The following is a 21,868-nucleotide window of genomic DNA, read 5'->3' as shown; positions in this document are numbered from 1 at the left end:
GACTGGCCGCTTTCAACAGGGAGCCGCTTCATGAGCAACGCTTTTCGCAAGACCGCCAGCTTCGGGGTGCCGTGGGAATCGGCCTACGGCTATGTCCAGGCTGTGCGCGTCAACAACACGATCTTCGTCTCCGGCCAGCTCTCGCACACGCCAGACGGTCAGCTGGTCGCTCCCGCCGCGCTGGGCGCCGACGGAAAGCCCGCCAACTACGACACCATGGAGGCGCAGATGAAACGCACGTATGAGAATGCGCAGCTGCTCCTCGGCGAGCTGGGCGGGTCGCTGGCAGACGTGGTGGAGGAGACCCTGTTCGTGATCGACGTGCCCGCCGCGTTCGCCGCCAGCGGCAAGGTACGCCCGGCTGCCTATGGCCAGCCGGTCCCGCAGGTAGCCAGCAACCTGATCGGCGTTTCGGCACTTGCCTTCCCAGAGCAGCTGATCGAGATCGCGTTTCGCGCCGAGCTGCAGGCCTAGGCCCTCGGCGCCGGCCGGATGCGGTCGAGCAGCCAGGCCAGGGCGCCCGGGGATCGCGTAGGCGTCCACGCAAGCGATCCCGGTATCTGCAGCTCGATCTGTGTGCCGCGGTGGGGCGGCCCCGAGCGCACGGCCAAGGCGCCCCCGGCACGCGCGGCGCGCTCACGCATGCCCTCCAGCCCCCAGTGTCCTTCCCGGACGATGGCATCGGGCATGAAGCCGATGCCATCGTCACGGATGCGGAGCCTGAACACCTGCCTCGAGTAGATCAGGGATACCTCTACGGATGTCGCGCCTGCGTGCCGGAATGCGTTGAGCAATGCCTCCCGGCCGATCATGTAAGCCTCTTCCCATGCGCACTGCTGCAGCGGCCGCTGCGCACCTTCCACCAGCAGGCGTACTGCCGGCAGCTCCCGCATGGCGATGTCCTCGCGCACATCCAGCAGCGCAGTGCCCAGGTCCCGTGATTGGCGCGAATGGCCGCGCAGCCCACGTACGCGTTCACGTCCCTCGGCTGCTACGCGCTCGGCAATGCCCATGGCCGACTCCAGTTCCCGCCTGACCGGATGATCGCCTGCAAGCTTCCGGCTGGTGGCATCCAGGCGCAGGATCAGGCCCTGGGTGCTCTGCAGCAGCGTGTCATGCAGTTCCCGCGCGATCCTCTCGCGTTCGCGGTGGCGCTCGTCAAGCCGCGCGCGGATCCGTGCTGCCACCTGCTTCAGACGGAGCAGGTAGGCCACCCACAGCACGCCCACGACGAGAACGACGCACAACATCCTGAACCATGCGGTCTCCCAGTAGTTGGGCGCGATCAAGACGACCAGCTGGTCCCCCGCTTCGTTCCATACCCCGTCGTTGTTGCTTGCCATCACGCGGAAAACGTAGTGACCAGAACCTGGGGCGTTGTAGATCGCCGAGCGCTCCGACGTTTCGATCCAGTCGCCATCGAAGCCCTGAAGCCGATACCGGAACCGGACACGTTCGGGCATCGAAAGACTCAATGCCGTGAAGCCGATGCGCAGGTTGCGTGTGTCGGCGGGAAGCGCGATCCCGCCGCTGCTGAATGGCAAAGAGGCACCGTCGGCCTCGACCGAGAGAATCTCGACCGGCGGCGCGATCGTATTGCGGCGGATCTGCCGCGGGTGCACGGACACCACTCCGCTGGTGGTGGCAAACCACAGCCTGCCGTCCTGCGATCGTGCCGCCGTTGGTAGCGGCCGGAACTGCGCGGCAACACCCGGCAGGCCATCGAGTGCATCGTACTTTTCATACCGCGGCGCACCAGGACCATCGAACAGCGCCGGAACATCGGCCTGGCGGACATGCAGCACGCCGCGGGCGCCGTTGAACCACAGGTCGCCCGTGGCATCGGCGACGATCCCACTGATGCCGCGGAAGTCTTCGCGGACGGCCGGCATGACGTTGCGCAGTTGCCCACCGTGTACCCGGGCCAAGCCGCGCTCGCCGCCAATCCACATTCCACCGCCATCTTCGTGCAGCGCGGTCACGTTGCCTACCCGCAATGGCTCGCCCGTCCACGGGGTGGAAAACTGTCCGTTGGCCAGCACGGCCACGACGCCGCGTGCGAAGCCCAGCCAGAGGCGGTCGCTTGCGTCCACGTGCATCACCAGCGGCGAGTCGCCGGCAGGCAGGCCGTCGCGTCCGCTGACCTGCGTCCAGCGCCCTTGGTGGAAGCGATGCAGTCCAGGCGTGTTCAATGACAGCCACACGGCACCGTCGCTTGTGATCGCCATTGCCTGCACGCCCGACCGCGCCGCTACGGGCAGCGCGGTGACCTTGTGGAACTGCTCGCCGACCTTTCGCCACAGCCCTTCGTGGCCTGCAAGCCACAGCGTGCCCCTGGAGTCGCGCTGCATGGCGGTAATCGTAGACGCCAGCCCAAGCGGCTGGCGTGCGGCGGTCGCCACCCGCTGCAGGGGCTGGTTGCGGGTTCCCACCAGCAGGTGCGCGCCATCGGCTGCGATGGAGAAATCCTGCGCGCCCTCCGGCATCGGAACCACTGCCAGATTGGCGTGGCGGAAACGATCCAGCCCGCGGCTGCTGCCCACCCACAGGTTGCCTTCGCGGTCCTCCAGCAGAGGCTGCAGGTAGTCGGAACTGAGGCCATCGGCGCGCTGGAAGCGCTCCATTCGCTCGGCGGTCCCGCCAGCGGGGTAACGGAGCAGACCCGAGCCCAGCGTGGTCGCCCACAGCACGCCGTCGCGGTCGAACAGCAGGCCGGCCGAAGGGGCAGGCGCTCCTTCACCCTGCAGCGGGCGGATGCCCCCATCGGCTTCAGCGATCCAGATTGCGCCATCCGGCGACTGGGTGATCTGGCTGACCCGGCCGACCCGGCCCGGCACAGTGGCGAATGCCTTGGCACCACGACGCAGCACGACGATGGCGTCCTCGGTAGCAATCCACAGGCTGCCCTGGCGGTCAGTGAACAGCGTGCGCGCCTGGTGCCCTGGGTAGGCCATCGCGGGCGTGGGCCGAGCCCAGTGCTGTCCATCGAAGAAGGCCGGGCCGGTGAACGTCGCTGCCCACAGGCGGCCTTCGGCGTCCTCGGCAATGCGGTAGACCGTGCTGGTTGGCAGGCCGTCCGCTGCGGAGAAGTGACGCAGGCGGGGGCCTTTGATCACGCTGATTCCACCGTAGCGGAAGCCTACCCAGAGCGCACCATCGGCGGAGGCGTGCAGCGTGGACACACTGGTCGCGGGGAAGGCGCTGCCATCCGGTGCCATGAAACGGGTAAAGCGGGCGCCATCGAACCGGTACAGGCCGATCTCGGTGCCCAGCCACAGATAGCCATCGGGCGTCTGCGCCAGGGCGGTGACCTGTCCAGGCGCGCCTTCATTGACGGTCCATGCGGTGTGGTGGAACTGCGCCACCGATCGCGATGGATCCAATGCGGCGGCAGGCCCGCCCACCATGAGCAGGCACCAGCAGGTAAGCAACGCCAGGGCGCGCAGGTTGGACATGAGGAAAAACCCGTTGTGTGCACGCTGGCACGGCCTTCGCGCGGCCCATCATAGGCAACCGGTGGGGTGGCGTGAAGGCCGTGTCCTGTTACAGGATCAGTGGCTGATGAACGCCAGCAGATCCGCGTTGACGCGGTCCTTGTGGGTCTCGGTCAGGCCGTGCGGTGCACCCGGGTAGACGATCAGCCTGGCGCCCTTGACCAGCGCTGCCGACGCCCGGCCGGAGATGTCGATGGGCACGATCTGGTCATCATCACCATGGATGACCAGGGTCGGGACATCGAACTTCTTCAGGTCCTCGCGGAAGTCGGTGGCTGAAAACGCAGCGATGGAGTCATAGGTGTTCTTGGCGCCGGCCTGCATGCCCTGCGCCCACCAGCTGTCGATCATGCCCTGGGAAACCTTCGCACCCGGACGATTGAAACCGTAGAAGGGTCCAGAGGCGATGTCCCGGTACAGCTCGGACCGGTTCGCAAGCTGCGCGGCGCGCATGCCATCGAATACCTCCATCGGGACGCCCTTCGGATTGTCGGCCGTCTTCAACATGAAGGGCGGCACCGAGCTGATCAGCACGGCCTTGGCCACCCGCGCGGTGCCATGGCGGGCGATGTAGCGCGCCACTTCTCCACCACCGGTCGAAAAGCCAACCAGGGTAGCGTCCTTCAGATCCAACGTATTGATCACCGTGGCCAGGTCGTCGGCGTAGTGGTCCATGTCATTGCCGGTCCACGGCTGGCTCGAACGACCGTGGCCGCGGCGATCATGCGCGACAACACGATAGCCCTTGGACGCCAGGAACTGCATCTGGGCGTCCCAGCTGTCCGAGTTGAGCGGCCAGCCATGGCTGAAGACCACCACCGGGCCATTCTTCGGGCCCCAGTCCTTGTAATAGAGCTGTACGCCGTCCGGGGTGGTCAGGTAGCTGGGGCTGCGCGTTACGGCGACCGGTTCGGGAATCGGGCTGGCGGCATGCGCCGAGGCCTGGACGGCTACGGCAAGGAGGGAAGCAGCGAGAACTCGGGTCAGGGTTTTCATGGAGAGGCCTGTAGGGAGGGGCGGTCGGCGCGATGCGTTCCGTGAGAGCAAGTGTGCATCGGCGTATTGGACGATAAATCACATATAGTCTAATAAAGTTGATTCATAGTCCGTATTGCCTCTGCCGGCGTCTCCACGTCGCCTGCCGGCGGCGGCGCCTGGATGTGCGCCGCCGCCGGTCCCTCTGTTCACTCAGATCAGAATTTCCAACCCAGGCGGGCGTAGTAGAAGCCGCCGTTGAAGCCATACGGCGAATGCACCGGGTATTCCGCGCCAGCCACGCCGGCCCACGGGTTCTTCGACGGCACCCGGTCGAACAGGTTCTGCGCGCCCACGCTGAAGTACAGCCCGGACACGAACTTCCAGCCCACTTCGGCATCGACGATCAACGCGCTGCCGGCGTGGATCGGCAGGCCACCGTCAGCGGCGGAGATCACCCCGCTGTCCAGGTGGTCTTCGTACCAGCTGCTGTAGTAGTTGAAGCGCAGGTTGGCGTGGAAGACTTGCCGCTGGTGGTTGACGCTGAAGTAGCCCTTGGTGCGCGGCAGCGACTTTTCCAGCTTGTACACACGCGCGGCATCGATGAAATCGGTGTCGTAGCGATCCACTTCGGTGCGGTTCCAGTTGGCCGCCAGCGCATAGGTGGTGGTGCCACCGAAATGATCGCTGCGGTAGCTGGTGACCACGTCCACGCCGGTGGTGGTGGTGTCGAAGGCGTTGCCGAAATAGGTCACCTGCGAGATCGACGCCGCTTCCGGATTACCGCCGGCCACCAGCGCGGCCCGCTCGGCCGGGGTCACCGCGAAGCTGGTGCTCAGCGCGATGCGGTCTTCCACCTTGATCTGGTAGCCGTCCACGGTGAACAGCCAGTCGCCCTGGGTCCACACCGCACCCAGCGATACGTTCTTGGACTCTTCCGGGGTCAGCGGCTGGGCGCCCTTGAGCTGGGCGATCGGATCGGTCGGGGGCAGGGTGGCGATGTCTTCCAGCGCCGTTCCACCGAACACGGTGCTGATCTGGCTGATGTTGGCCTGGCCGGGCGTGGGGGCACGGAAGCCGGTGTTGTAGGCACCGCGCACGGCGAAGGTTTCAGTGAAGTCGAAGCGGCCGGTGAGCTTGCCGGTGGTGGTGCTGCCGAAGGAATCGTAGTCTTCGTAGCGCAGCGCGCCGGCCAGCAGGAAGCGTTCGGTGAGCTGTGCTTCCAGGTCGGCATAGGCGGCCCAGTTGCGCCGGTCGAAGGTGCCGGCGGTGCGCGCGCTGAAGCCGTTGAAGCCGTTGGAGCCCAGCGCGAAGCCCTGCTGGGTGAGCGGGCCGATCGCCGTGGACGGGCCGTCACCGGGGCTGATGGTGAAGCTTTCCTCGCGCCATTCCGCGCCCATTGCCAGACGCAGCGGCTGGCTGCTGAAGCCGACGGCGATATCGCGGCTGACATCCACGTTGAGGTTCTTTTCGGTCTGGGTGTTGCCGCCCGGCTTGAAGGACAGGCCGGCCGGCTGCACCGGGCCCATCGAGGCATTGACGGTGTTGTAGATGGTGAAGTCGATCTCGTTGCGGCCCCATGAGCCGCTCACGTCCCAGTACCAGTCCTCCCAGGTGCCCTTGGCCCCGGCAAACACCGAGGTGTCTTCCAGCGACCCGCCGAAGCGCGGGGTGAAGCCGCCCGGCAGGCTGGACAGGAAGGTGTAGCAGTTCGTCGGCAGCGCGGCGACCGCTGCACTGACGCCGGCATACGGCAGCAGGTTGCCGCCGCCGTCACGCAGGGCGATGGACGGGCAGGCGCCGGCGCCGGTCAGGTTGCCGACCAGCAGCGTGTCGCCGCCATCGTTGGAGTACACGCCAGAGCGCGCGGTGGGATCGCGGAAGTAGAAGCCGCCGTCCACGTCGCGCTTGGCATGGTTGCCGAACAGGTAGAAGTCCACGCTGTCGGTGGACAGGCCCAGGTTGTAGACCAGCTTGAAATCGTCATCGACCTTCGGCGAGCCCCACACCTGCGCCGGCTGGCCAACGCCAGGGTAGCCGGCGGCGATCGCCGCGGCGGCATCGTCGCGCTGCACGCTGCGCGAGGTGTCATCGGCATTGCGCCATTCAGCGGTCAGCGTGGCAAAACCGCGTTCGGTCAGCGGCAGGCCGATCTGCGCGGAGTACTGCGTGGTCAGGCCGTCGCCTTCGTAGTACTTGCCGGTGAACACTTCGGCAGTGCCGCCTTCGCGCAGTTTCTTCAGCCCGAAGTTGATGACACCGGCGATGGCGTCCGAACCGTACTGGGCGGCGGCGCCGTCGCGCAGCACCTCCACCTGTTCCAGCGCCAGCGATGGGAACACCGACAGGTCCGGCCCCTGCGCACCGTCGGACAGGCCATGGCCGAGGAAGGTGATGACCGCCGCACGGTGGAAGCGTTTGCCGTTGACCAGCAGCAGGGTGTTGTCCGGTGGCAGGCCGCGCAGGTTGGCCGGGCGCACCAGGCTGGCGGCGTCATCGATGGGAATGGTACTGACGTTGAAGGAAGGCACCAGCACCTTCAGCTGGTCCAGCGCATCGGTGGCGCCCTGGTTGCGGAATTCTTCGCCGCTGATGATGTCGATCGGTACCGCTGAAGAGGACACGGTGCGTGGTTTGGTGCGGCTGCCCAGCACCGACACGGTGTCCAGGTTGGTGGCCGCTTCGGGCGTGGCCGGGATTTCCTGTGCCAGCGCCCCCGCGCTGGTCACCAGCAGGGCCGTTGCGAGCGCCACGTGTACTGCAGATGCCAATGGCGAAAAGGCTTTCGGAGCGTGAACACACTTGCCAATGCGGTCGTTCATGCATGCACCTTGCAGTCGGATTGTTGAGTTGTCGTTCGGTTAGTGGTTCATCCCGTTGGTTCTCCCTGCGCGTCAGTAGGTCTGTTGCGCTGCATCAATAATTAACAGAAGATTAACCGTACTGCAACGAATGTATGCCGACTTTGGCGGTTCGTTGACGCAATCGTCGGTTGCCTGACGCCCCGGACCCGCCGCAACAGGGCCTGTCGCGGCGTATCCTTGACGCATGGGGACTCTTTTTCCGACGCACCGACGGTCGCGCCTTCGGGCATGCGCCTGGGTGGGCTACGGCCTGCTGGTCGGGGCCGCGGTGCTGCCAGCGGCCGCCGCCACCCAGGCCAGCGTGCTGCTGGACCCGGCCGAACAGGCCTGGGTCGCCGCCCATCCGGTGATCCGGGTGACCTCCGATGCCACCCTTCCGCCATTGGAATACGTCCGCGATGGCCAGCTGAAAGGCCTGTCGGGGGACTACCTGCGGCTGATCAGCGCCCGCACCGGGCTGCAGTTCCAGTTCGTGCAGGCGGCCGACTGGCCCGCTGCGCAGCGGGCGCTGCAGACGCGCGAGGCGGACATGCTGCTCAATGCCATGGACGAGCGCCTGTCACCGGCCACCCGCGCGGCGGTGCGGCTGGGCCGGCCTTATCTGTCGGCCTACAGCCTGGTGTTCACGCGCCCGGATTCGCCGGCCGTGTGGGACCTGCAGGAGCTGGCCGGGCGTCGGGTCGCCGCGCGCGCCGCAGGCGACTACGCCCGGATCCTGCAGGCACGTTACCCGCAGTTGATCGTCGTGCCGACCGACACGCCGCAGGCTTCCATGCAGCTGGTGCTGGACGGCCGGGCCGACGCCGCGATGGGTACCAGCGCGACCTTCCAGCCGTTCGTCGCCCGCCGGCACGTCGATGAGCTGCATATCTCCCGCCCGCGCATCGACCTGGTGATGCAGGCGCAGTTCGCGGTACGCAGCGATTGGCCGCAGCTGGAGGCGATCATCGGCAAGGCCATGGCATCGGTCAGCACCCAGGAGGAATCGCAGATCCGCCAGCAATGGCTGCGCGAAGAGGACTACGGTGCGCCCAGCGTGGCCACCGTGCTGCGCTACAACTGGGCCTGGCTGCTGGCGATCGCCGTGCTGGTGCTGGCGCTGGGCGTGGTCGCGCGCTGGGCCTGGCGCGCGCGCGCGGCAGCGATCGAAAGCGAACGGGTCAAGGCGCGTTTCCTGGCGACCATGAGCCATGAGATACGCACCCCGATCAACGCCGTGCTGGGCGCGATCGAAGTGCTGGCCGACCACGTTCCCGCTGGCCGTCCGCGCGCGCTGGTGCGGGCCGCCGAGGAGGCGGCCGAGTCGCTGACCGGCCTGCTGGACAACGTGCTGGACCTGTCCAAGCTGGACGAGGGCCGCATGCAGCTGGAAAAGATCCCGGTGGACATACGCGCGCTGGGGCGCAGTGTCGCTGCGGTGTTCCAGGGCGAACTGGAAAAGCGCGGCATCGCACTGGTGGTCGAGGTCCCCGCGCACGACACCTGGCTGATGCTCGATCCGACCCGGCTGCGCCAGGTGCTGCTGAACCTGCTCGGCAACGCGCGCAAGTTCACCGAGCACGGCCGTATCCAGTTGACGCTGCAGGTGCAGGAAACACCGGTCGGAACCTGGCTGCATGCAGCGGTGGCCGACACCGGCTGCGGGATTCCCGCGGCGCTGCAGGGCCGACTGTTCGACCCCTACACGCAGGCCGACGGCAGCATATCGCGCCAGTACGGCGGCACCGGCCTGGGGCTGTCGATCAGCCACGACCTGGTGCAGCTGATGGGTGGGCAGATCGACCTGCGCAGCGTGGAAGGCGAAGGCACCACGGTGTCGCTGCGCATCCCGGCCGCGCGTGCCGATGCGGTGGCCGCGCCCGCCGCGGCCCTGCCGGGCAGCGTGCTGCGGGGCCTGCGCGTGCTGGTGGTCGATGACCATGCGCCCAATCGCATGGTGCTGGAGGAACAGCTCGGCCGCCTGGGCGCGGTGGCGACGCTGGCCGACAGCGCCGCGCAGGCGTTGGCAGCGCTCACGGCGGACCTGCCGGACATCGTGCTGCTGGACTGCTTCATGCCGGACATCGACGGCTACCAGGCAAGCCGGATGATCCGCGCGGCGGCGGTGCCGGGCGTGGCCGAACTGCCGATCATCGCCATTTCCGCCGCCACCGACGCCGCCCACCTGGCGCGCTGCCAGCAGGCCGGCATGAACGGCGTACTGAAAAAGCCGATCCGCCTGGCCGAACTGCAGGGCATGCTGGCGCTGTGGACCGGCCGCGCCGGCGCAGCGGGATCCGCCGACAAGGCGGGGCAGGCCGCCGCGCTGGAGGCCATCGAGCGGGACGCCGTCGACCGGCTGGGCCCGGACCTGCGCCTGCTGCTGGCCGACGACCTGCGCAAGCTGCGCGAGGCGGTGGATGCCAGCGATATAGGGCGGCTCACGTTTTACGCGCACCGCCTGCATGGGGCCGCCGGCCTGGTCGGGCGGCCGGCGCTGGCGGCGTTGGCCGCCAGGCTGGAAGCCGATCCGGAAATGGATCCCGACCAGGCGCTGGACGAGATCGACGAGCAGCTGGCGAGCCTGTCGCGGGCGGCACCGATCCGGGTATGAGCGGGGCATGGCCTGTCGCCAGTGCTAGACGACTGGTCTAATCGGATGTAGAGTCGCCCCATGACCACCGTTTCCGCCACCGCCACCGCTACCGCTACCGCCACCGTCCGCGACAAGATCCTGGCCACCGGCCAGCGGATCATGGGCGGCAAGGGTTTTTCGGCGGTCGGCCTGAACGAAGTGCTGGCCGCGGCCGGGGTGCCCAAGGGCTCCTTCTACCACTACTTCGGCTCCAAGGATGCGTTCGGCGAGGCATTGCTGGAAGCGTATTTCGACGCCTACCTGGATGACATGGAGCGCATCTTCCGCCAGCCCGGCAAGAACAAGGCCGTGCAGATGGAAGACTATTTCGCCGCCTGGCAGGACAACCAGTCCTTCGAAGACTGCCAGGGCAAGTGCCTGGCGGTGAAGCTGGGCGCCGAGGTGGCGGACCTGTCCGACAGCATGCGCGCGGCCCTGGATCGCGGCACGGCGGCGATCATCGACGGCATGGCGGATGCGATCAAGGCAGGCCAGGCGGACGGCGTTTTCCCGAACCAGGAGAATGCCGCGCAACTGGCGCAGAGCCTGTACCAGCTGTGGCTGGGCGCCAGCGTCATGGTCAAGATCGTGCGCACTCCCCAGCCGTTCGACACCGCGCTGCTCACCAGCCGTCAGCTGCTGGGCCTTTCCCGCTAACCCTGCCACCCCTCGAACCCATGGGCGGCACGTTGTCCCGCTTCACACGCAATTACCTAGACGACCGGTCTAATTGAAGTTGTATCGCACCCCACAGGAGCACACCCATGAAAGTACTCATCGTTCTGACCTCGCACGACCAGCTTGGCGACACCGGCAAGAAGACCGGCTTCTGGCTGGAAGAACTGGCCGCGCCTTATTACACCTTCAAGGATGCCGGAGCGGAGATCGTGCTGGCCTCGCCGAAGGGCGGGCAGCCACCGCTGGACCCGAAGAGCAACGAGCCCGATTTCCAGACCGCACTGACCCGGCGCTTCGAAGCCGACGCCGAGGCCAATGCACAGCTGGCCAGCACCGTGCGCCTGGACAGCGTGTCGCAGGCCGATTTCGACACTGTGTTCTATCCCGGTGGCCACGGGCCGCTGTGGGACCTCGCCGAAGACCGTGATTCCATCGGCCTGATCGAATCGTTCATCGAAGCGGGCAAGCCGGTCGCCCTGGTCTGCCATGCCCCCGGCGTGCTGCGCCACGTCAAGGCGGCCACCGGTCGTCCGCTGGTGGAAGGCCTGCAGGTGACCGGCTTCACCAACACCGAAGAGGAAGGCGTGGGCCTGACCCAGGTGGTGCCGTTCCTTGTCGAAGACGAACTCAAGGCCAACGGTGGGCAGTACTCCAAGGGACCGGACTGGGGGTCCTACGTGGTCCGCGATGGCCTGCTGATCACCGGGCAGAATCCGGCCTCCTCCACCGAAGCCGCCGAAGTGTTGATCACGCAGCTCGCCCAGGGCTGAGCAAGCTCGCAGGGGCGTGGCTTCAGTCCTTGGCCGGCGCTGCTGCGGAAGCAATGCTCCGCAGCAGCGCCTTGTCGATCTTCGCGGCCACGCCCACGCTGCGGCCGGCAGGCGCTGCTTCACCCGCTGCACCCGCAGCACCACGTGCAGCGCGGCCCCAGTGTCCAGGTCAACCCCACGGTGCCCGCCGCAGCGTGCACGCCGTGCCTCGCATAATGGGTCATGCCCAGCTCCCTCGACGCCCTTCCCGCCGTCTTCGCCCCCGCCACGCGCGCGTGGTTCAGCGGCGCGTTCCCCGCCGCAACGCCGGCGCAGGCGCAGGCCTGGGCGGCGATCAGCCAGGGCCAGCACACGCTGGTCATCGCGCCCACCGGTTCGGGCAAGACCCTGGCCGCCTTCCTGCATGCCATCGACCAGCTGTTCACCGAGCGCGACCGGCAGGCGCGGGCGGGCGGGCCTGCGCAGCGTGCGGCCACCCGCGTGCTGTACATCTCGCCGATCAAGGCACTCGGCGCGGACGTGCAACGCAACCTGCAGGTGCCGCTGCAGGGCGTGCGTGCCGAACGCGCGCGCCGCGGCGATCCGGACGTGGACCTGTCCGTGGCGATCCGCAGTGGAGACACCACCGCCTCCGAACGCGCGCGGCTGGCGCGGCGTCCACCGGACATCCTGATCACCACGCCGGAATCGCTGTTCCTGATGCTCACCTCCAACGTGCGCGACACGCTGCGCAACGTGCATACGGTGATCATCGATGAAATCCACGCGGTTGCCGGCAGCAAGCGTGGCACCCACCTGGCCCTCAGCCTGGAGCGGCTGGAGAACCTGCTGCAGGTGCCTGCACAACGGATCGGCCTGTCGGCCACGGTGCGCCCGGTGGACGAGGTGGCGCGCTTCCTTGGCGGCGGCCGTGCGGTCAGCGTGGTACAGCCGCCGTCGTCGCGCCACCTGGCGATGCGCATCGTGGTTCCCGTGGAGGACATGGCCGACCTGCCCACGCACGGGGCAGGGCCCGGCGCGGGAGAGTCTTCCACGCGGGTGGGTTCGATCTGGCCGCATGTCGAAGCCAGCATCCTGGATGAAGTGCTGCGTTGGCGTTCCACCATCGTGTTCGCCAATTCGCGCGGCGTGGCCGAGAAACTGACCGCACGGCTCAACGCGCTGTATGCCGAACGCCTGGAAACCGATGCCGGCGGCGCGCCGTCGGGCCTGGCCGATACGACGGCCTACGGCTCGTTCAATGGCGGCACCTCGGGGCGCTCCACGGGTGCCGAGCCGCTGCTGGCGCGCTCGCACCATGGCTCGGTCAGCAAGGAACAGCGGCGCGAAATCGAAGAGGCGCTGAAGTCCGGGGCGTTGCGTTGCGTGGTCGCCACCTCCAGCCTGGAACTGGGCATCGACATGGGGCTGGTGGACCTGGTGATCCAGGTCGCCGCGCCGCCGTCGGTGGCCAGTGCACTGCAGCGGGTCGGGCGCGCCGGCCACCAGGTGGGGGGCATCTCCACCGGCTTCGTCTACCCGCGCACCCGGCGTGACCTGATCGATGCGGCGGTGATCGTCGACAGCATGCTGGCCGGTCGCATCGAAGCGCTGGATCCACCGCGCAACCCGCTGGACGTGCTGGCCCAGCAGACCGTGGCGGCGGTGGCGATGGATGCGCTGGACGTGGAAGACTGGTACGCCTGCGTACGCCGCGCCGCGCCCTATCGCGAGCTGCCACGCAGCGCCTTCGATGCCGTGCTGGACATGCTGGCCGGACGCTATCCGTCGGATGATTTCGCCGGATTCCGGCCACGCCTGGTATGGAACCGCGACAGCGGACAGCTCACCGCGCGCCCCGGTGCGCGGCAGCTGGCGGTGACCAGTGGCGGCACCATCCCCGACCGCGGCATGTTCAGCGTGGTGCTGCCCGAAGGCGCCGAGCGCGCCGGCTCGCGCCGGGTCGGCGAGCTGGACGAGGAAATGGTCCACGAGTCACGGGTGAACGATGTGATCACCCTCGGCGCCACGTCGTGGCGGGTGGAGCAGATCACCCATGACCAGGTGATCGTCACCCCGGCACCGGGTCGCTCGGCACGGTTGCCCTTCTGGCGCGGCGAAAATGCCGGCCGCCCGGCCGAACTCGGCGCGGCGATCGGCGCGTTCCTGGCCGATCTGGACGGCGCGGCCGCAGACCAGGGCGACATTTCCCAGGCGCTGGCCGCGCGGTTGCAGGCCAGCGGCCTGGATACGCGCGCCATCACCAACATGCTCGGCCTGCTCGGTGAGCAGCGGCAGGCGACCGGCGTACTGCCGACGGACCGGCAACTGGTGGTTGAACGCTGCCGCGATGAACTGGGCGACTGGCGGGTGATGCTGCATTCGCCGTATGGCCGCCGCGTGCATGATCCGTGGGCGCTGGCGATCGCCGAACGGATCCGTGAGCGCTGGCATGTCGATCCCTCGGTGGTGTCCAGCGAGGACGGCATCATGGCGCGCATTCCAGACAGCAGCGGGCACCTGCCGGGCGCGGACCTGTTCCTGTTCGAGCCCGAGCCGCTGCGACGCCAGGTGACCGCTGCGGTCGGCAGCTCGGCGCTGTTCGCTGCACGTTTCCGCGAATGTGCTTCGCGCGCGTTGTTGCTGCCCCGGCGCACCCCTGGGCGACGTTCACCGCTGTGGCAGCAGCGCCTGCGCGCGGGCCAGCTGCTGGACGTGGCGAGTGCCTATCCAGAGTTTCCGATCCTGATCGAAACCGCGCGCGAGTGCCTGCAGGATGTCTACGACCTGGATGCACTTGGCGCGCTGATGCAGCGCCTGGTGGACGGTCAGGTGCAGATCGCCGAGGTCACCACGCAGGTGCCATCGCCGTTCGCGGCCAACCTGCTGTTCGGCTACGTCGCCGAGTTCATGTACGGCACCGACGTGCCGCTGGCCGAGCGTCGCGCCTCGATCCTGTCGTTGGACAGTGGCCTGCTGGCGGACCTGCTGGGCCAGGTGGACATGGGCGAGCTGCTGGATGCCGGCGTCGTCGAGCGCGTGGTGGATGAGCTGCAGCGGCTGGCGCCGGATCGGCGCGCCGCGGGCAGGGAGGGCGTTGCCGACCTGCTGCGCGAACTGGGTCCGTTGTCGACCGCCGAGCTTGCCGCGCGCCTGCTCGGTGCCGATGGCGAAATGGACGTCCACCTGGCTGCGCTGCAGGTCGAGCATCGGCTCATCGCAGTGACGCTGGCGGGGGAAACGCGCTGGGCGGCGATCGAAGATGCCGGCCGCCTGCGTGACGCACTGGGCATCGCGCTTCCCGCGGGGATTCCCGCGGTGTTCCTGCAGCCCGCGGTGGATCCGCTCGGCGACCTGGTCGGGCGCTTGGCGCGCACGCGCGGTCCGTTCACCACGGCCGATGTGGCGGCCCGGTTCGGGCTGGGTGTCGCGGTGGCCGACCAGACGCTGGCGCGCCTGGCCGAGCAGGGCAAGCTGCTCAGCGGCCAGTTCGGTGCAACTACGCCGAAGCACGGCAGCCCCGTCGCGCGCCACGAATGGATAGCGGAAGGGGTGTTCCGCCGGCTGCGCGTGCGCTCGCTGCAGGCCGCGCGCGAAGCGACCCGACCGGTACCGGGCACGACGTACGTGCGGTTGTTGCTGGAACGCCACGCGTTGCTCGGAGCGGCGGCCGGGCATGCCGCGCTGGGTCCCCATGCGCAGGTGACCGGCACGCTGGAAGGCACCGAAGGCGTGCTGCGGGTGGTGGAACAACTTGCCGGCGTGCCGCTGCCGATCTCCGCATGGGAAAACCAGGTCCTGCCGGCGCGCGTGCGGGATTATGCGCCTGCATTGCTGGACCAGCTGCTGGCCACCGGCAGCGTGCTGTGGTGTGGGCACGGCACGCTGGGCGATGACGATGGCCTGGTGTCGCTGCACCTGCATGAGGTCTCTGCGCAGACCCTGCCGGTCATCGGCGAAGGCGCCCTGTCGCCGCTGCAGGAGATGATCGTGTCGGTGATGGCGGACGGCGGTGGATTCTTCGCACGGCAGCTGGCGACGAGCGTGCATGCGCGGCTGCAGGCGGCGCAGCGTCCCGCGGCAGGCATCGATCTTTCGCCGGAGTCGTTGCATGCCGCGCTGTGGGCGCTTGCCTGGCAGGGCCGCGTGGCAACGGACATCTGGGCGCCGCTGCGCGCGCTGTCAGCGGCCCGCACGCCAGCGCGTGCGCGTGCATCCCACGTGTCGCGGCGCCGCCGTGGCTTCATCGGCATGTCGATGGGCGACACCGCGCCGGGCGTCGGCGCGGTGCTGCATGGCCCCGCTACCTACGATGCCCCCGCGTTGGCCGGACGCTGGTCGCTGCTGCAGCGCGGCCACGCCAGCGACACAGTGCGCGCGGTCGCACTGGCCGATGCGCTGCTGGATCGCCACGGCGTAGTGACCCGCGGCGCAGTGGTGGCCGAAGGCATCGCAGGCGGCTTTCCCGCCCTGCAGCAGGTGTATCGGGGCATGGAGGATGCCGGGCGAGTGCTGCGTGGCCGTTTCGTGGAAGGGCTGGGGGGTGCGCAGTTCGCCGAGCGATCCAGCGTCGACCGGCTGCGCGATATCGCCGAGGACACCTCACCTGCCGCATCGGCGCCGGCCATCGGCCTGTCGGCGGTGGATCCTGCCAATGCCTACGGCACGGTACTGGCGTGGCCGGCGCATGCGGCCCGGCAGCGCCCGGTGCGCCGGCCGGGCGCGCTGGTGGTGCTGGCCGGCGGTGCGCTGCGGATGTACCTGGCGCAGGGCGGACGTTCCCTGCTGCTGTACTTCGATGGCGAAGACCCCGGCCACGCCGGGCTGCTGGCTGCGTCGGCCGTCGCGCTGGCCGCGGCGCTGCGGCGCGGCCGGCGCCTGTCGTTCACCCTGGACCGGATCAACGACGCGGAGATCGGTCGTGGCCCGGTCACCGATGCGCTGCGCGCGGCGGGCTTCCGCAATGCACCGCGCGGGCTGAGCTGGGAGGGCTGAGCCCGCCCTTCAGCGACGCCGTGGATTGACCGAAACATGCAGGTGGTCGGCCACGTGCCAGCGCCACGGGAAGTCCATCGCCCGGCTGATGCCGATACGCGGGCCCACCACCGGATTGGTTGGCGGCGCGGTGCCATCATCGGCCAGCACGATGCCGCGGTCGGCACCGACCAGATCGGCGCCATCCATCCCCCCGGTGATGCCGAAGGCCTGCGAAAGCTTGCCCGGACCACTGGCGAGGTCGCGCTCGCGCTTCGCCTTGGGCCGGGCCAGGCGCATCGCGTCCAGGCCCAGCAGGGGCTCGGCCGCGCGCAGCAGTACGCCGACGCCCTCGCCGACCTCGCCGCAGACCGCGTTGCTGCCCCAGTGCATGCCATACGTGAAGTACACATACAGATGGCCTGGCTCACCGAACATGGTGGCGTTGCGCGCGGTCATGCCCCGGTAGGAATGCGCCGCCGGGTCTTCGCTTCCCGCATAGGCTTCCACTTCGACGATGCGCGCGGCGCGGCCATCCGCGCGCAGCAGCACTTTGTTCAACAGGTCCGGTGCCACCTGCGTGGGATGGCGGCGATAGAACGCGCGCGGCAGGACCGACCACTGCGGGGGAAGAAAATCGAGCATGCCGACAAGGCTGCGCCGGCCGCAGTGTGCACCGGGTCAAGGCCGCCTCTGCACAGTCTGCGCATGCAGGCTTCGCTTGTTTCTCACGGCCGCGGGAAGACGCTGCGAGCAGATGCGATGGAGGACAGGCAGTGGCAACCGAGGTGAGGGTGGGATGCGCCGGCTGGTCGATACCGGGCCGCTACCGCGAGGCGTTCGATGCGCAGGGAAGTGCGCTGGAGCGGTATGCCTCGCGGTTGTCGGTGGCAGAAATCAATTCCTCGTTCCATCGCCCGCACCAGCCGGCAACCTATGCGCGCTGGGCGGCCGCGGTGCCGGCGCACTTCCGGTTCTCGGTGAAGATGCCCCGCACGATCTCGCATGAACTGCGGCTGCGCGGGACGGGTCCGGTGCTGGACCGCTTCCTTGAGGAAAGCAGCCATCTGGGCAACCGCCTCGGCGGCCTGTTGCTGCAGCTGCCACCCTCGCTCGCCTTCGATGCGCGCCTGGCCGCCACGTTCTTCACGATGCTGCGCCGGCGTACCGCGGTGCCGCTGGCCTGTGAGCCGCGCCATCTTTCCTGGTTCGGGGCCGCCGCGCAGGCGCTGATGGAGCGCCATGGCGTAGCACGTGTCGCAGCGGATCCGCCGCGCGTGGATGCGGGTGCGGCGCCTGCCGGGGCGGAGCGTTGGCGCTACTGGCGCTGGCATGGCAGCCCGCGGACGTATTACAGCGACTATGAAGAGCAGGCCCTGCACCGGCTGGCGGGAGAGCTGCGTGCGGTATCCGCCGAGGGGCAGCGGTGCTGGGTGATATTCGACAACACCGCGCACGGCTTCGCCACGGCCAATGCGCTGCGCCTGCAGGCCCTGCTGGAGCAGGCCCATGCCTGAAGGTCCTTCCATCGTCATCCTGCGCGAGGCGGCGGCGCATTTCCGCAACCACGCGGTGCGCATCACCGCAGGCAACAGCAGCCTGGACCTCGCCCGCATGCAGGGCCGACGCGTGGTATCGGTGCGTAGCTGGGGCAAACATTTCCTGCTGGAGTTCCGTGGCTTCAGCCTGCGCGCACATCTGCTGATGTTCGGCACGTGGCGCATCGACGAGCGGAAGCCGACGACGGCGCGCGCTTCGTTGACCTTCGACAATGGCGAGCTCAACCTCTACACCTGCTCGTTGAAGTACATCGAGGGCCCGCTCGACGACGCCTACGACTGGCGCGCGGACGTGATGAGTCCCGCATGGGATCCCAGGCTGGCGCGACGCAAGCTCAAGGCACGGCCGGACGCGCTGATATGCGATGCGCTGCTGGACCAGGACATCTTCGCCGGGGTGGGCAACATCATAAAAAACGAGGTGCTGTTCCGCACACGCGTGCATCCGGCTGCCGCCATTGCAACCATCTCGCCGCGGAGGCTGGGCCAGGTGATCGCCCAGGCACGTGAATACAGCTTCGACTTCCTGGCGTGGAAGAAGGCCTACGAACTGAAGAAGCACTGGCAGGTGCACACCAAGCGGACCTGCCCCCGGTGTGGTGGCCCGGTGTCCAAGCAGTACCTGGGGACGACCCAGCGCCGCGCGTTCTTCTGCCCGGTCTGCCAGCTCCTGCCATGACGATGACGCCGCGGATCGATGGCCACTGGTTCGCTTATGTCTTCCCGTGCGCATGGGAGGACTACTGCAAGATCGGCTTCTCGCGCGATCCATTGGGCCGCATCAGTGCATTGCACCGGCGCTGGTTCGAATTCTTCGACCTGCATCACGGCTGGTTGGTCGAAGCGGAAAGCCAGCGTGATGCGCGTGATCTGGAGCTGGAGCTGCGTGGGCCGCTGAAGCTGCACCGGTCACCTGCACCGCTCACGGTGCAGGAAAGGGCAGGGGGCAAGACCGAATGGGTCCGCGGCGCCAGTGAGCCGCTGGTCGCTGCGGTGGCTGGACTGGCCGAGCGTGGCTATTACGTGCATCCGCTGCGCCCCTGGCTGCATGCCGCGATGCTGCAGCGCGCCGACCGGTTGTTCTCGTGGTCGGCGGCGCAGCTTCCCGAAGAAGGAAATCATCACGCTGGGCATCGCGCGGTGGAAACCGCGCTGCGTGATGCACTGGATGCATACCAGTCGCTGGACATCGATCCGCGCCCTTGGCTGCCTGAGCATGTGATGTACTGGTACGGATAGAAAGGCGGTCAGTCCGGGCAGGGGCCGGCCACCCGGTTGCGGCCTGCCTGCTTGGCCCGGTACATCTGGCGGTCGGCCTCGGCAACGAGGTCGGCCGAGGTGGGATGCTGTGGGCCGCTGACCGCCACCCCGACGCTCAGCGTGGCCTTGACCGGATGGCGGCCCACCGACGCGCCGCTGCGCTCGAAGCCGGCGCGCAGCCGTTCGGCCGCGGCCAGCCCGGCGCGCAGGGTGGAATCGGGAAGGATGCAGACGAACTCCTCGCCACCGTAGCGGAAGATCAGGTCGTTCTTGCGCACGACCTGCTCGGCGGCGCGCGCCGCCTGCTTGATCACCCGATCTCCGACGTCATGGCCGAAGCGATCGTTGATGTCCTTGAAGTGGTCGATGTCGAAGAACAGCACCGCGCGGGTGGCATTGCTGATCCGGTCTTCCCGGTCCCAGCTGGCCTGCTTTTCATCCAGCAGGCGGCGGTTGTACAGCCCGGTGAGGGGATCACGGGTGGCCGCGTCATACAGTCGGCTCGCCGATTGTTCTTTGAGTACCGCAAGCACCAGCCCGCACACCAGCAGCACCGACAACAGCAGGATGCCGCTGAACACGGCCACCGCCCACGTCCGCGGCGTGCCGGCGCCCAACGGCTCGGGCAACCACGGCGCCAGCGCGATGGCGAGCACCGCCAGCACCGCCGATACCACCAGGATGCGCGCCAGCATACGCACCGACGGCAGCAGCGGGTCGTGTCGCTGGATCAGGGTGGACGCAGCCAGCCCGCAGTAGAGCGCTGCAATCGCCGCACGGCCAGCGGCACTGACGGCGTCCAGCCCACGCGGTTCGAACACCAGCACCACCAGCGCAAGCCAGACCAGCGGCGGTGCCAGCAGCAGCGCCCAGCGAACGCGCAGGCGGAACAGCGAGCGGATGCCTTGCCAGCCCGTGGCGAAGGCCAGCAGGGCGAAGAAGGTACCCAGGTGGGCGGCCGCGCCTGCGCGGTACAGCGCGGGCAACAACAACAGCGTGCAGCCGCAGGCGCCGGCAACAAACGGCATCGCCAGCCACAGGCGTGCGCCATCGCGTGGCCGGGTGAGCAGCAGCAGGATCGCGATGCAGACCAGGACGGCAGCGGCGAAACCCAGGAGCGTGGGGATGTCGATCATCGCGGAGCAGGCTAGGCAAGCGGATGCGAGCCCGTCGTCAACAACGATGCACATGACGAATGTGCGGTTCATCACAGGTTGCCGGATATTCCCGTGCGGTTAACGAAACGGGCCGCATTTCCGGCGTGCCGCGCAGAGCGTGTCGCTGGTGCACCGGTCGGCCCCGTTGCGTGCGACAGCGGCCTGACAGTCTTCGCGCCTTTTGCTGCAAGGGCTGTGACCTCTTCCGCAGTCCTGCACTGTATCCGCATCGGCGCGGTGGCAGCGCATGCCACGTTGAGCCGCCCTGCAGCAAGGAGCCTGAAGTGAATCATTCTCTTGGCGGACGACGCGCGCTGGCCGGACTGTGCCTGGCCGGGGTGGCGGCAAGCGCAGCAGCGCAAGGTGTCACCGGTGACTGGGGCGGACGCCGCCCCGTGTGGCAGGACAACGGCATCGTGCTGGATCTCGGCTACACCGTGGAAGCAGCGCGCAACACCTCCGGCGGCCAGCGCCACGCGAGTGCCCATGCCGGCCAACTGTCCGCAGGCGGACGCTTCGACCTGGAGCAGTTGTGGGGATGGCGGGGCACACGGGGGCAGCTCTCGCTGAGCCTGCGCGACGGAGACAGCGTCACCGCCCGGGCCGGCCTCGGCAGCCTGATGGCAAGCCAGGAAATCCATGGGCGTGGCCACATCCTGCGGCTGGGCAGCCTGTGGCTGGGGCGGCAGTCCGCCGATGGACGCTTCGATGCAAAGGCGGGCCGGCTCGCGGTGGGGGAGGACTTCAACATGCTCGACTGCGTTGCCATGAACCTGGCGCTGTGCGGCGGCCAGGTGGCGCTGTTCGGGGGCGATTACTGGTTCAATTCGCCGCTCAGCCAATGGGGCGCGGTGGTCAGCTGGCGGCCGCTGCCAGCGGTCTACCTGCGTGCCGCCGCGTACCAGATCAACCCCCGTTATGCCGATGAGCGTGGGGGTGGCCTACGCCTGGCACCGGCCGGCACGGTCGGCACGCTCACACCGCTCGAGCTGGGCTGGGAGCCCTCCTTTGAAGGACGCAACGGACACTATGCGATCGGTGGCTGGTACAGCAGTCCGCCGCGGGCCGATGCCGTGCAGCCGCTACCGGTCCACGCCGGCGGCAGCACCGCCCTGCTGCGCACCGGCGCTTACGGCGGATGGGCCAGCGCGCAGCAGCAGCTGACCGGCGGCAGCGGAAGCAGCGACGCATCGGGCCTGCGGGCGCAGCTGGCCTTCGCACAGGGCGATCGCCGCACCGGCGACATCGACCAGATGGTCAGCCTGCAGCTGATCCAGACCGGGACGGTGCGCTCGCGGCCGGATGATCGTATCGGCTTCGGGCTTGCCAGTACCCGGGTCAATCCGCGCGCCGCTGCGTTCCAGCAGCGGCGTGACGGTGGCGCGCTGGCAGCAAGGGAGCATGTGGCGGAACTGTTCTACGGCTGGAAGCCCGCGCGCGGCCTGGACCTGCAGCCCGGTGTGCAGTACGTGCGCCATCCCGGTGGGCTGGCGTCGCGCAAGGATGCGGTGGTGCTGGGCATCAAGGCCGACGTGCGCTTCTGA

Annotated in this window: 14 protein-coding genes; 9 read left to right on the top strand and 5 right to left on the bottom strand. The window is 68.3% G+C overall.

Features of this window, described 5'->3' with window-relative positions; translation table 11 throughout:
- The first annotated feature begins 30 nt into the window (after window positions 1–30).
- Complete coding sequence (locus RTX79_RS08215; RefSeq protein WP_312683125.1) at window positions 31–474, top strand: Rid family hydrolase; 444 nt, start codon at window positions 31–33, stop codon at window positions 472–474.
- Here the strand turns inward: RTX79_RS08215 and RTX79_RS08210 are convergent.
- From RTX79_RS08210 to RTX79_RS08200, 3 genes are all read right to left on the bottom strand, one after another.
- Window positions 471–3,455 (bottom strand): sensor histidine kinase, encoded by a 2,985-nt coding sequence (locus RTX79_RS08210; protein ID WP_312683124.1) that lies wholly within the window; start codon window positions 3,453–3,455, stop codon window positions 471–473. The genes RTX79_RS08215 and RTX79_RS08210 overlap by 4 nt on opposite strands.
- A gap of 96 nt (window positions 3,456–3,551) precedes the next feature.
- Entirely contained in the window at window positions 3,552–4,490 is a 939-nt protein-coding gene (locus tag RTX79_RS08205; protein WP_312683122.1) for an alpha/beta fold hydrolase, read from the bottom strand.
- 197 nt (window positions 4,491–4,687) lie between these two features.
- Window positions 4,688–7,222: a TonB-dependent receptor plug domain-containing protein gene (locus tag RTX79_RS08200; protein ID WP_312683121.1), complete on the bottom strand. Its 2,535-nt coding sequence runs from the start codon at window positions 7,220–7,222 to the stop codon at window positions 4,688–4,690.
- A 349-nt stretch (window positions 7,223–7,571) separates the two neighbouring features.
- Here RTX79_RS08200 and RTX79_RS08195 point away from each other — a divergent pair, with 349 nt between their 5' ends.
- The 4 genes from RTX79_RS08195 (at window position 7,572) to RTX79_RS08180 (ending at window position 16,369) form a co-directional block, all read left to right on the top strand.
- A complete protein-coding gene (locus RTX79_RS08195) occupies window positions 7,572–9,926 on the top strand; it encodes a hybrid sensor histidine kinase/response regulator (RefSeq protein WP_312683120.1) in 2,355 nt (784 codons plus the stop codon).
- Window positions 9,927–9,986: 60 nt separating this feature from the next.
- On the top strand, window positions 9,987–10,604 hold the full coding sequence (locus RTX79_RS08190) for a TetR/AcrR family transcriptional regulator (protein ID WP_312683119.1): 618 nt from the start codon (window positions 9,987–9,989) through the stop codon (window positions 10,602–10,604).
- A gap of 107 nt (window positions 10,605–10,711) precedes the next feature.
- On the top strand, window positions 10,712–11,395 hold the full coding sequence (locus RTX79_RS08185; protein ID WP_312683118.1) for a type 1 glutamine amidotransferase domain-containing protein: 684 nt from the start codon (window positions 10,712–10,714) through the stop codon (window positions 11,393–11,395).
- A 222-nt stretch (window positions 11,396–11,617) separates the two neighbouring features.
- Window positions 11,618–16,369 carry an ATP-dependent helicase gene (locus tag RTX79_RS08180; RefSeq protein ID WP_312683117.1) on the top strand — a complete coding sequence of 1,584 codons (4,752 nt, stop codon included), beginning with the start codon at window positions 11,618–11,620 and terminating at the stop codon, window positions 16,367–16,369.
- Window positions 16,370–16,378: 9 nt separating this feature from the next.
- On the opposite strand, the gene RTX79_RS08175 is transcribed toward RTX79_RS08180, so the two are convergent.
- Window positions 16,379–16,993, bottom strand: a complete 615-nt coding sequence (locus RTX79_RS08175) for a DNA-3-methyladenine glycosylase (protein WP_057507431.1) — start codon at window positions 16,991–16,993, stop codon at window positions 16,379–16,381.
- A gap of 131 nt (window positions 16,994–17,124) precedes the next feature.
- Here RTX79_RS08175 and RTX79_RS08170 point away from each other — a divergent pair, with 131 nt between their 5' ends.
- From RTX79_RS08170 to RTX79_RS08160, 3 genes are read left to right on the top strand one after another with little or no spacing between them, the layout of a single operon-like run.
- On the top strand, window positions 17,125–17,865 hold the full coding sequence (locus RTX79_RS08170) for a DUF72 domain-containing protein (RefSeq protein ID WP_312683115.1): 741 nt from the start codon (window positions 17,125–17,127) through the stop codon (window positions 17,863–17,865).
- Window positions 17,858–18,586, top strand: a complete 729-nt coding sequence (locus RTX79_RS08165) for a DNA-formamidopyrimidine glycosylase family protein (protein WP_312683114.1) — start codon at window positions 17,858–17,860, stop codon at window positions 18,584–18,586. Before RTX79_RS08170 ends, RTX79_RS08165 begins: the two co-directional genes overlap by 8 nt.
- Window positions 18,568–19,146 (top strand): GIY-YIG nuclease family protein, encoded by a 579-nt coding sequence (locus tag RTX79_RS08160; RefSeq protein WP_428695980.1) that lies wholly within the window; start codon window positions 18,568–18,570, stop codon window positions 19,144–19,146. Before RTX79_RS08165 ends, RTX79_RS08160 begins: the two co-directional genes overlap by 19 nt.
- Before the next feature lie 8 nt (window positions 19,147–19,154).
- On the opposite strand, the gene RTX79_RS08155 is transcribed toward RTX79_RS08160, so the two are convergent.
- Complete coding sequence (locus RTX79_RS08155; protein WP_312683112.1) at window positions 19,155–20,303, bottom strand: GGDEF domain-containing protein; 1,149 nt, start codon at window positions 20,301–20,303, stop codon at window positions 19,155–19,157.
- Window positions 20,304–20,608: 305 nt separating this feature from the next.
- Here RTX79_RS08155 and RTX79_RS08150 point away from each other — a divergent pair, with 305 nt between their 5' ends.
- Complete coding sequence (locus RTX79_RS08150; protein ID WP_312683111.1) at window positions 20,609–21,868, top strand: carbohydrate porin; 1,260 nt, start codon at window positions 20,609–20,611, stop codon at window positions 21,866–21,868.

This window comes from Stenotrophomonas chelatiphaga, assembly GCF_032054965.1.
Lineage (GTDB): Bacteria > Pseudomonadota > Gammaproteobacteria > Xanthomonadales > Xanthomonadaceae > Stenotrophomonas > Stenotrophomonas chelatiphaga.
The sequence above is the reverse complement of the archived record's forward strand: the minus strand, read 5'-3'. Positions and strand labels throughout refer to the sequence as shown.

Excerpts from the sequence above, each read along its gene's own strand:
- RTX79_RS08215 (WP_312683125.1), top strand. The coding sequence starts at position 31 with ATGAGCAACGCTTTTCGCAAGACCGCCAGCTTCGGGGTGCCGTGGGAA.
- RTX79_RS08210 (WP_312683124.1), bottom strand. The coding sequence starts at position 3,455 with ATGTCCAACCTGCGCGCCCTGGCGTTGCTTACCTGCTGGTGCCTGCTC.
- RTX79_RS08205 (WP_312683122.1), bottom strand. The coding sequence starts at position 4,490 with ATGAAAACCCTGACCCGAGTTCTCGCTGCTTCCCTCCTTGCCGTAGCC.
- RTX79_RS08190 (WP_312683119.1), top strand. The coding sequence starts at position 9,987 with ATGACCACCGTTTCCGCCACCGCCACCGCTACCGCTACCGCCACCGTC.
- RTX79_RS08185 (WP_312683118.1), top strand. The coding sequence starts at position 10,712 with ATGAAAGTACTCATCGTTCTGACCTCGCACGACCAGCTTGGCGACACC.
- RTX79_RS08180 (WP_312683117.1), top strand. The coding sequence starts at position 11,618 with ATGCCCAGCTCCCTCGACGCCCTTCCCGCCGTCTTCGCCCCCGCCACG.
- RTX79_RS08175 (WP_057507431.1), bottom strand. The coding sequence starts at position 16,993 with ATGCTCGATTTTCTTCCCCCGCAGTGGTCGGTCCTGCCGCGCGCGTTC.
- RTX79_RS08165 (WP_312683114.1), top strand. The coding sequence starts at position 17,858 with ATGCCTGAAGGTCCTTCCATCGTCATCCTGCGCGAGGCGGCGGCGCAT.
- RTX79_RS08155 (WP_312683112.1), bottom strand. The coding sequence starts at position 20,303 with ATGATCGACATCCCCACGCTCCTGGGTTTCGCCGCTGCCGTCCTGGTC.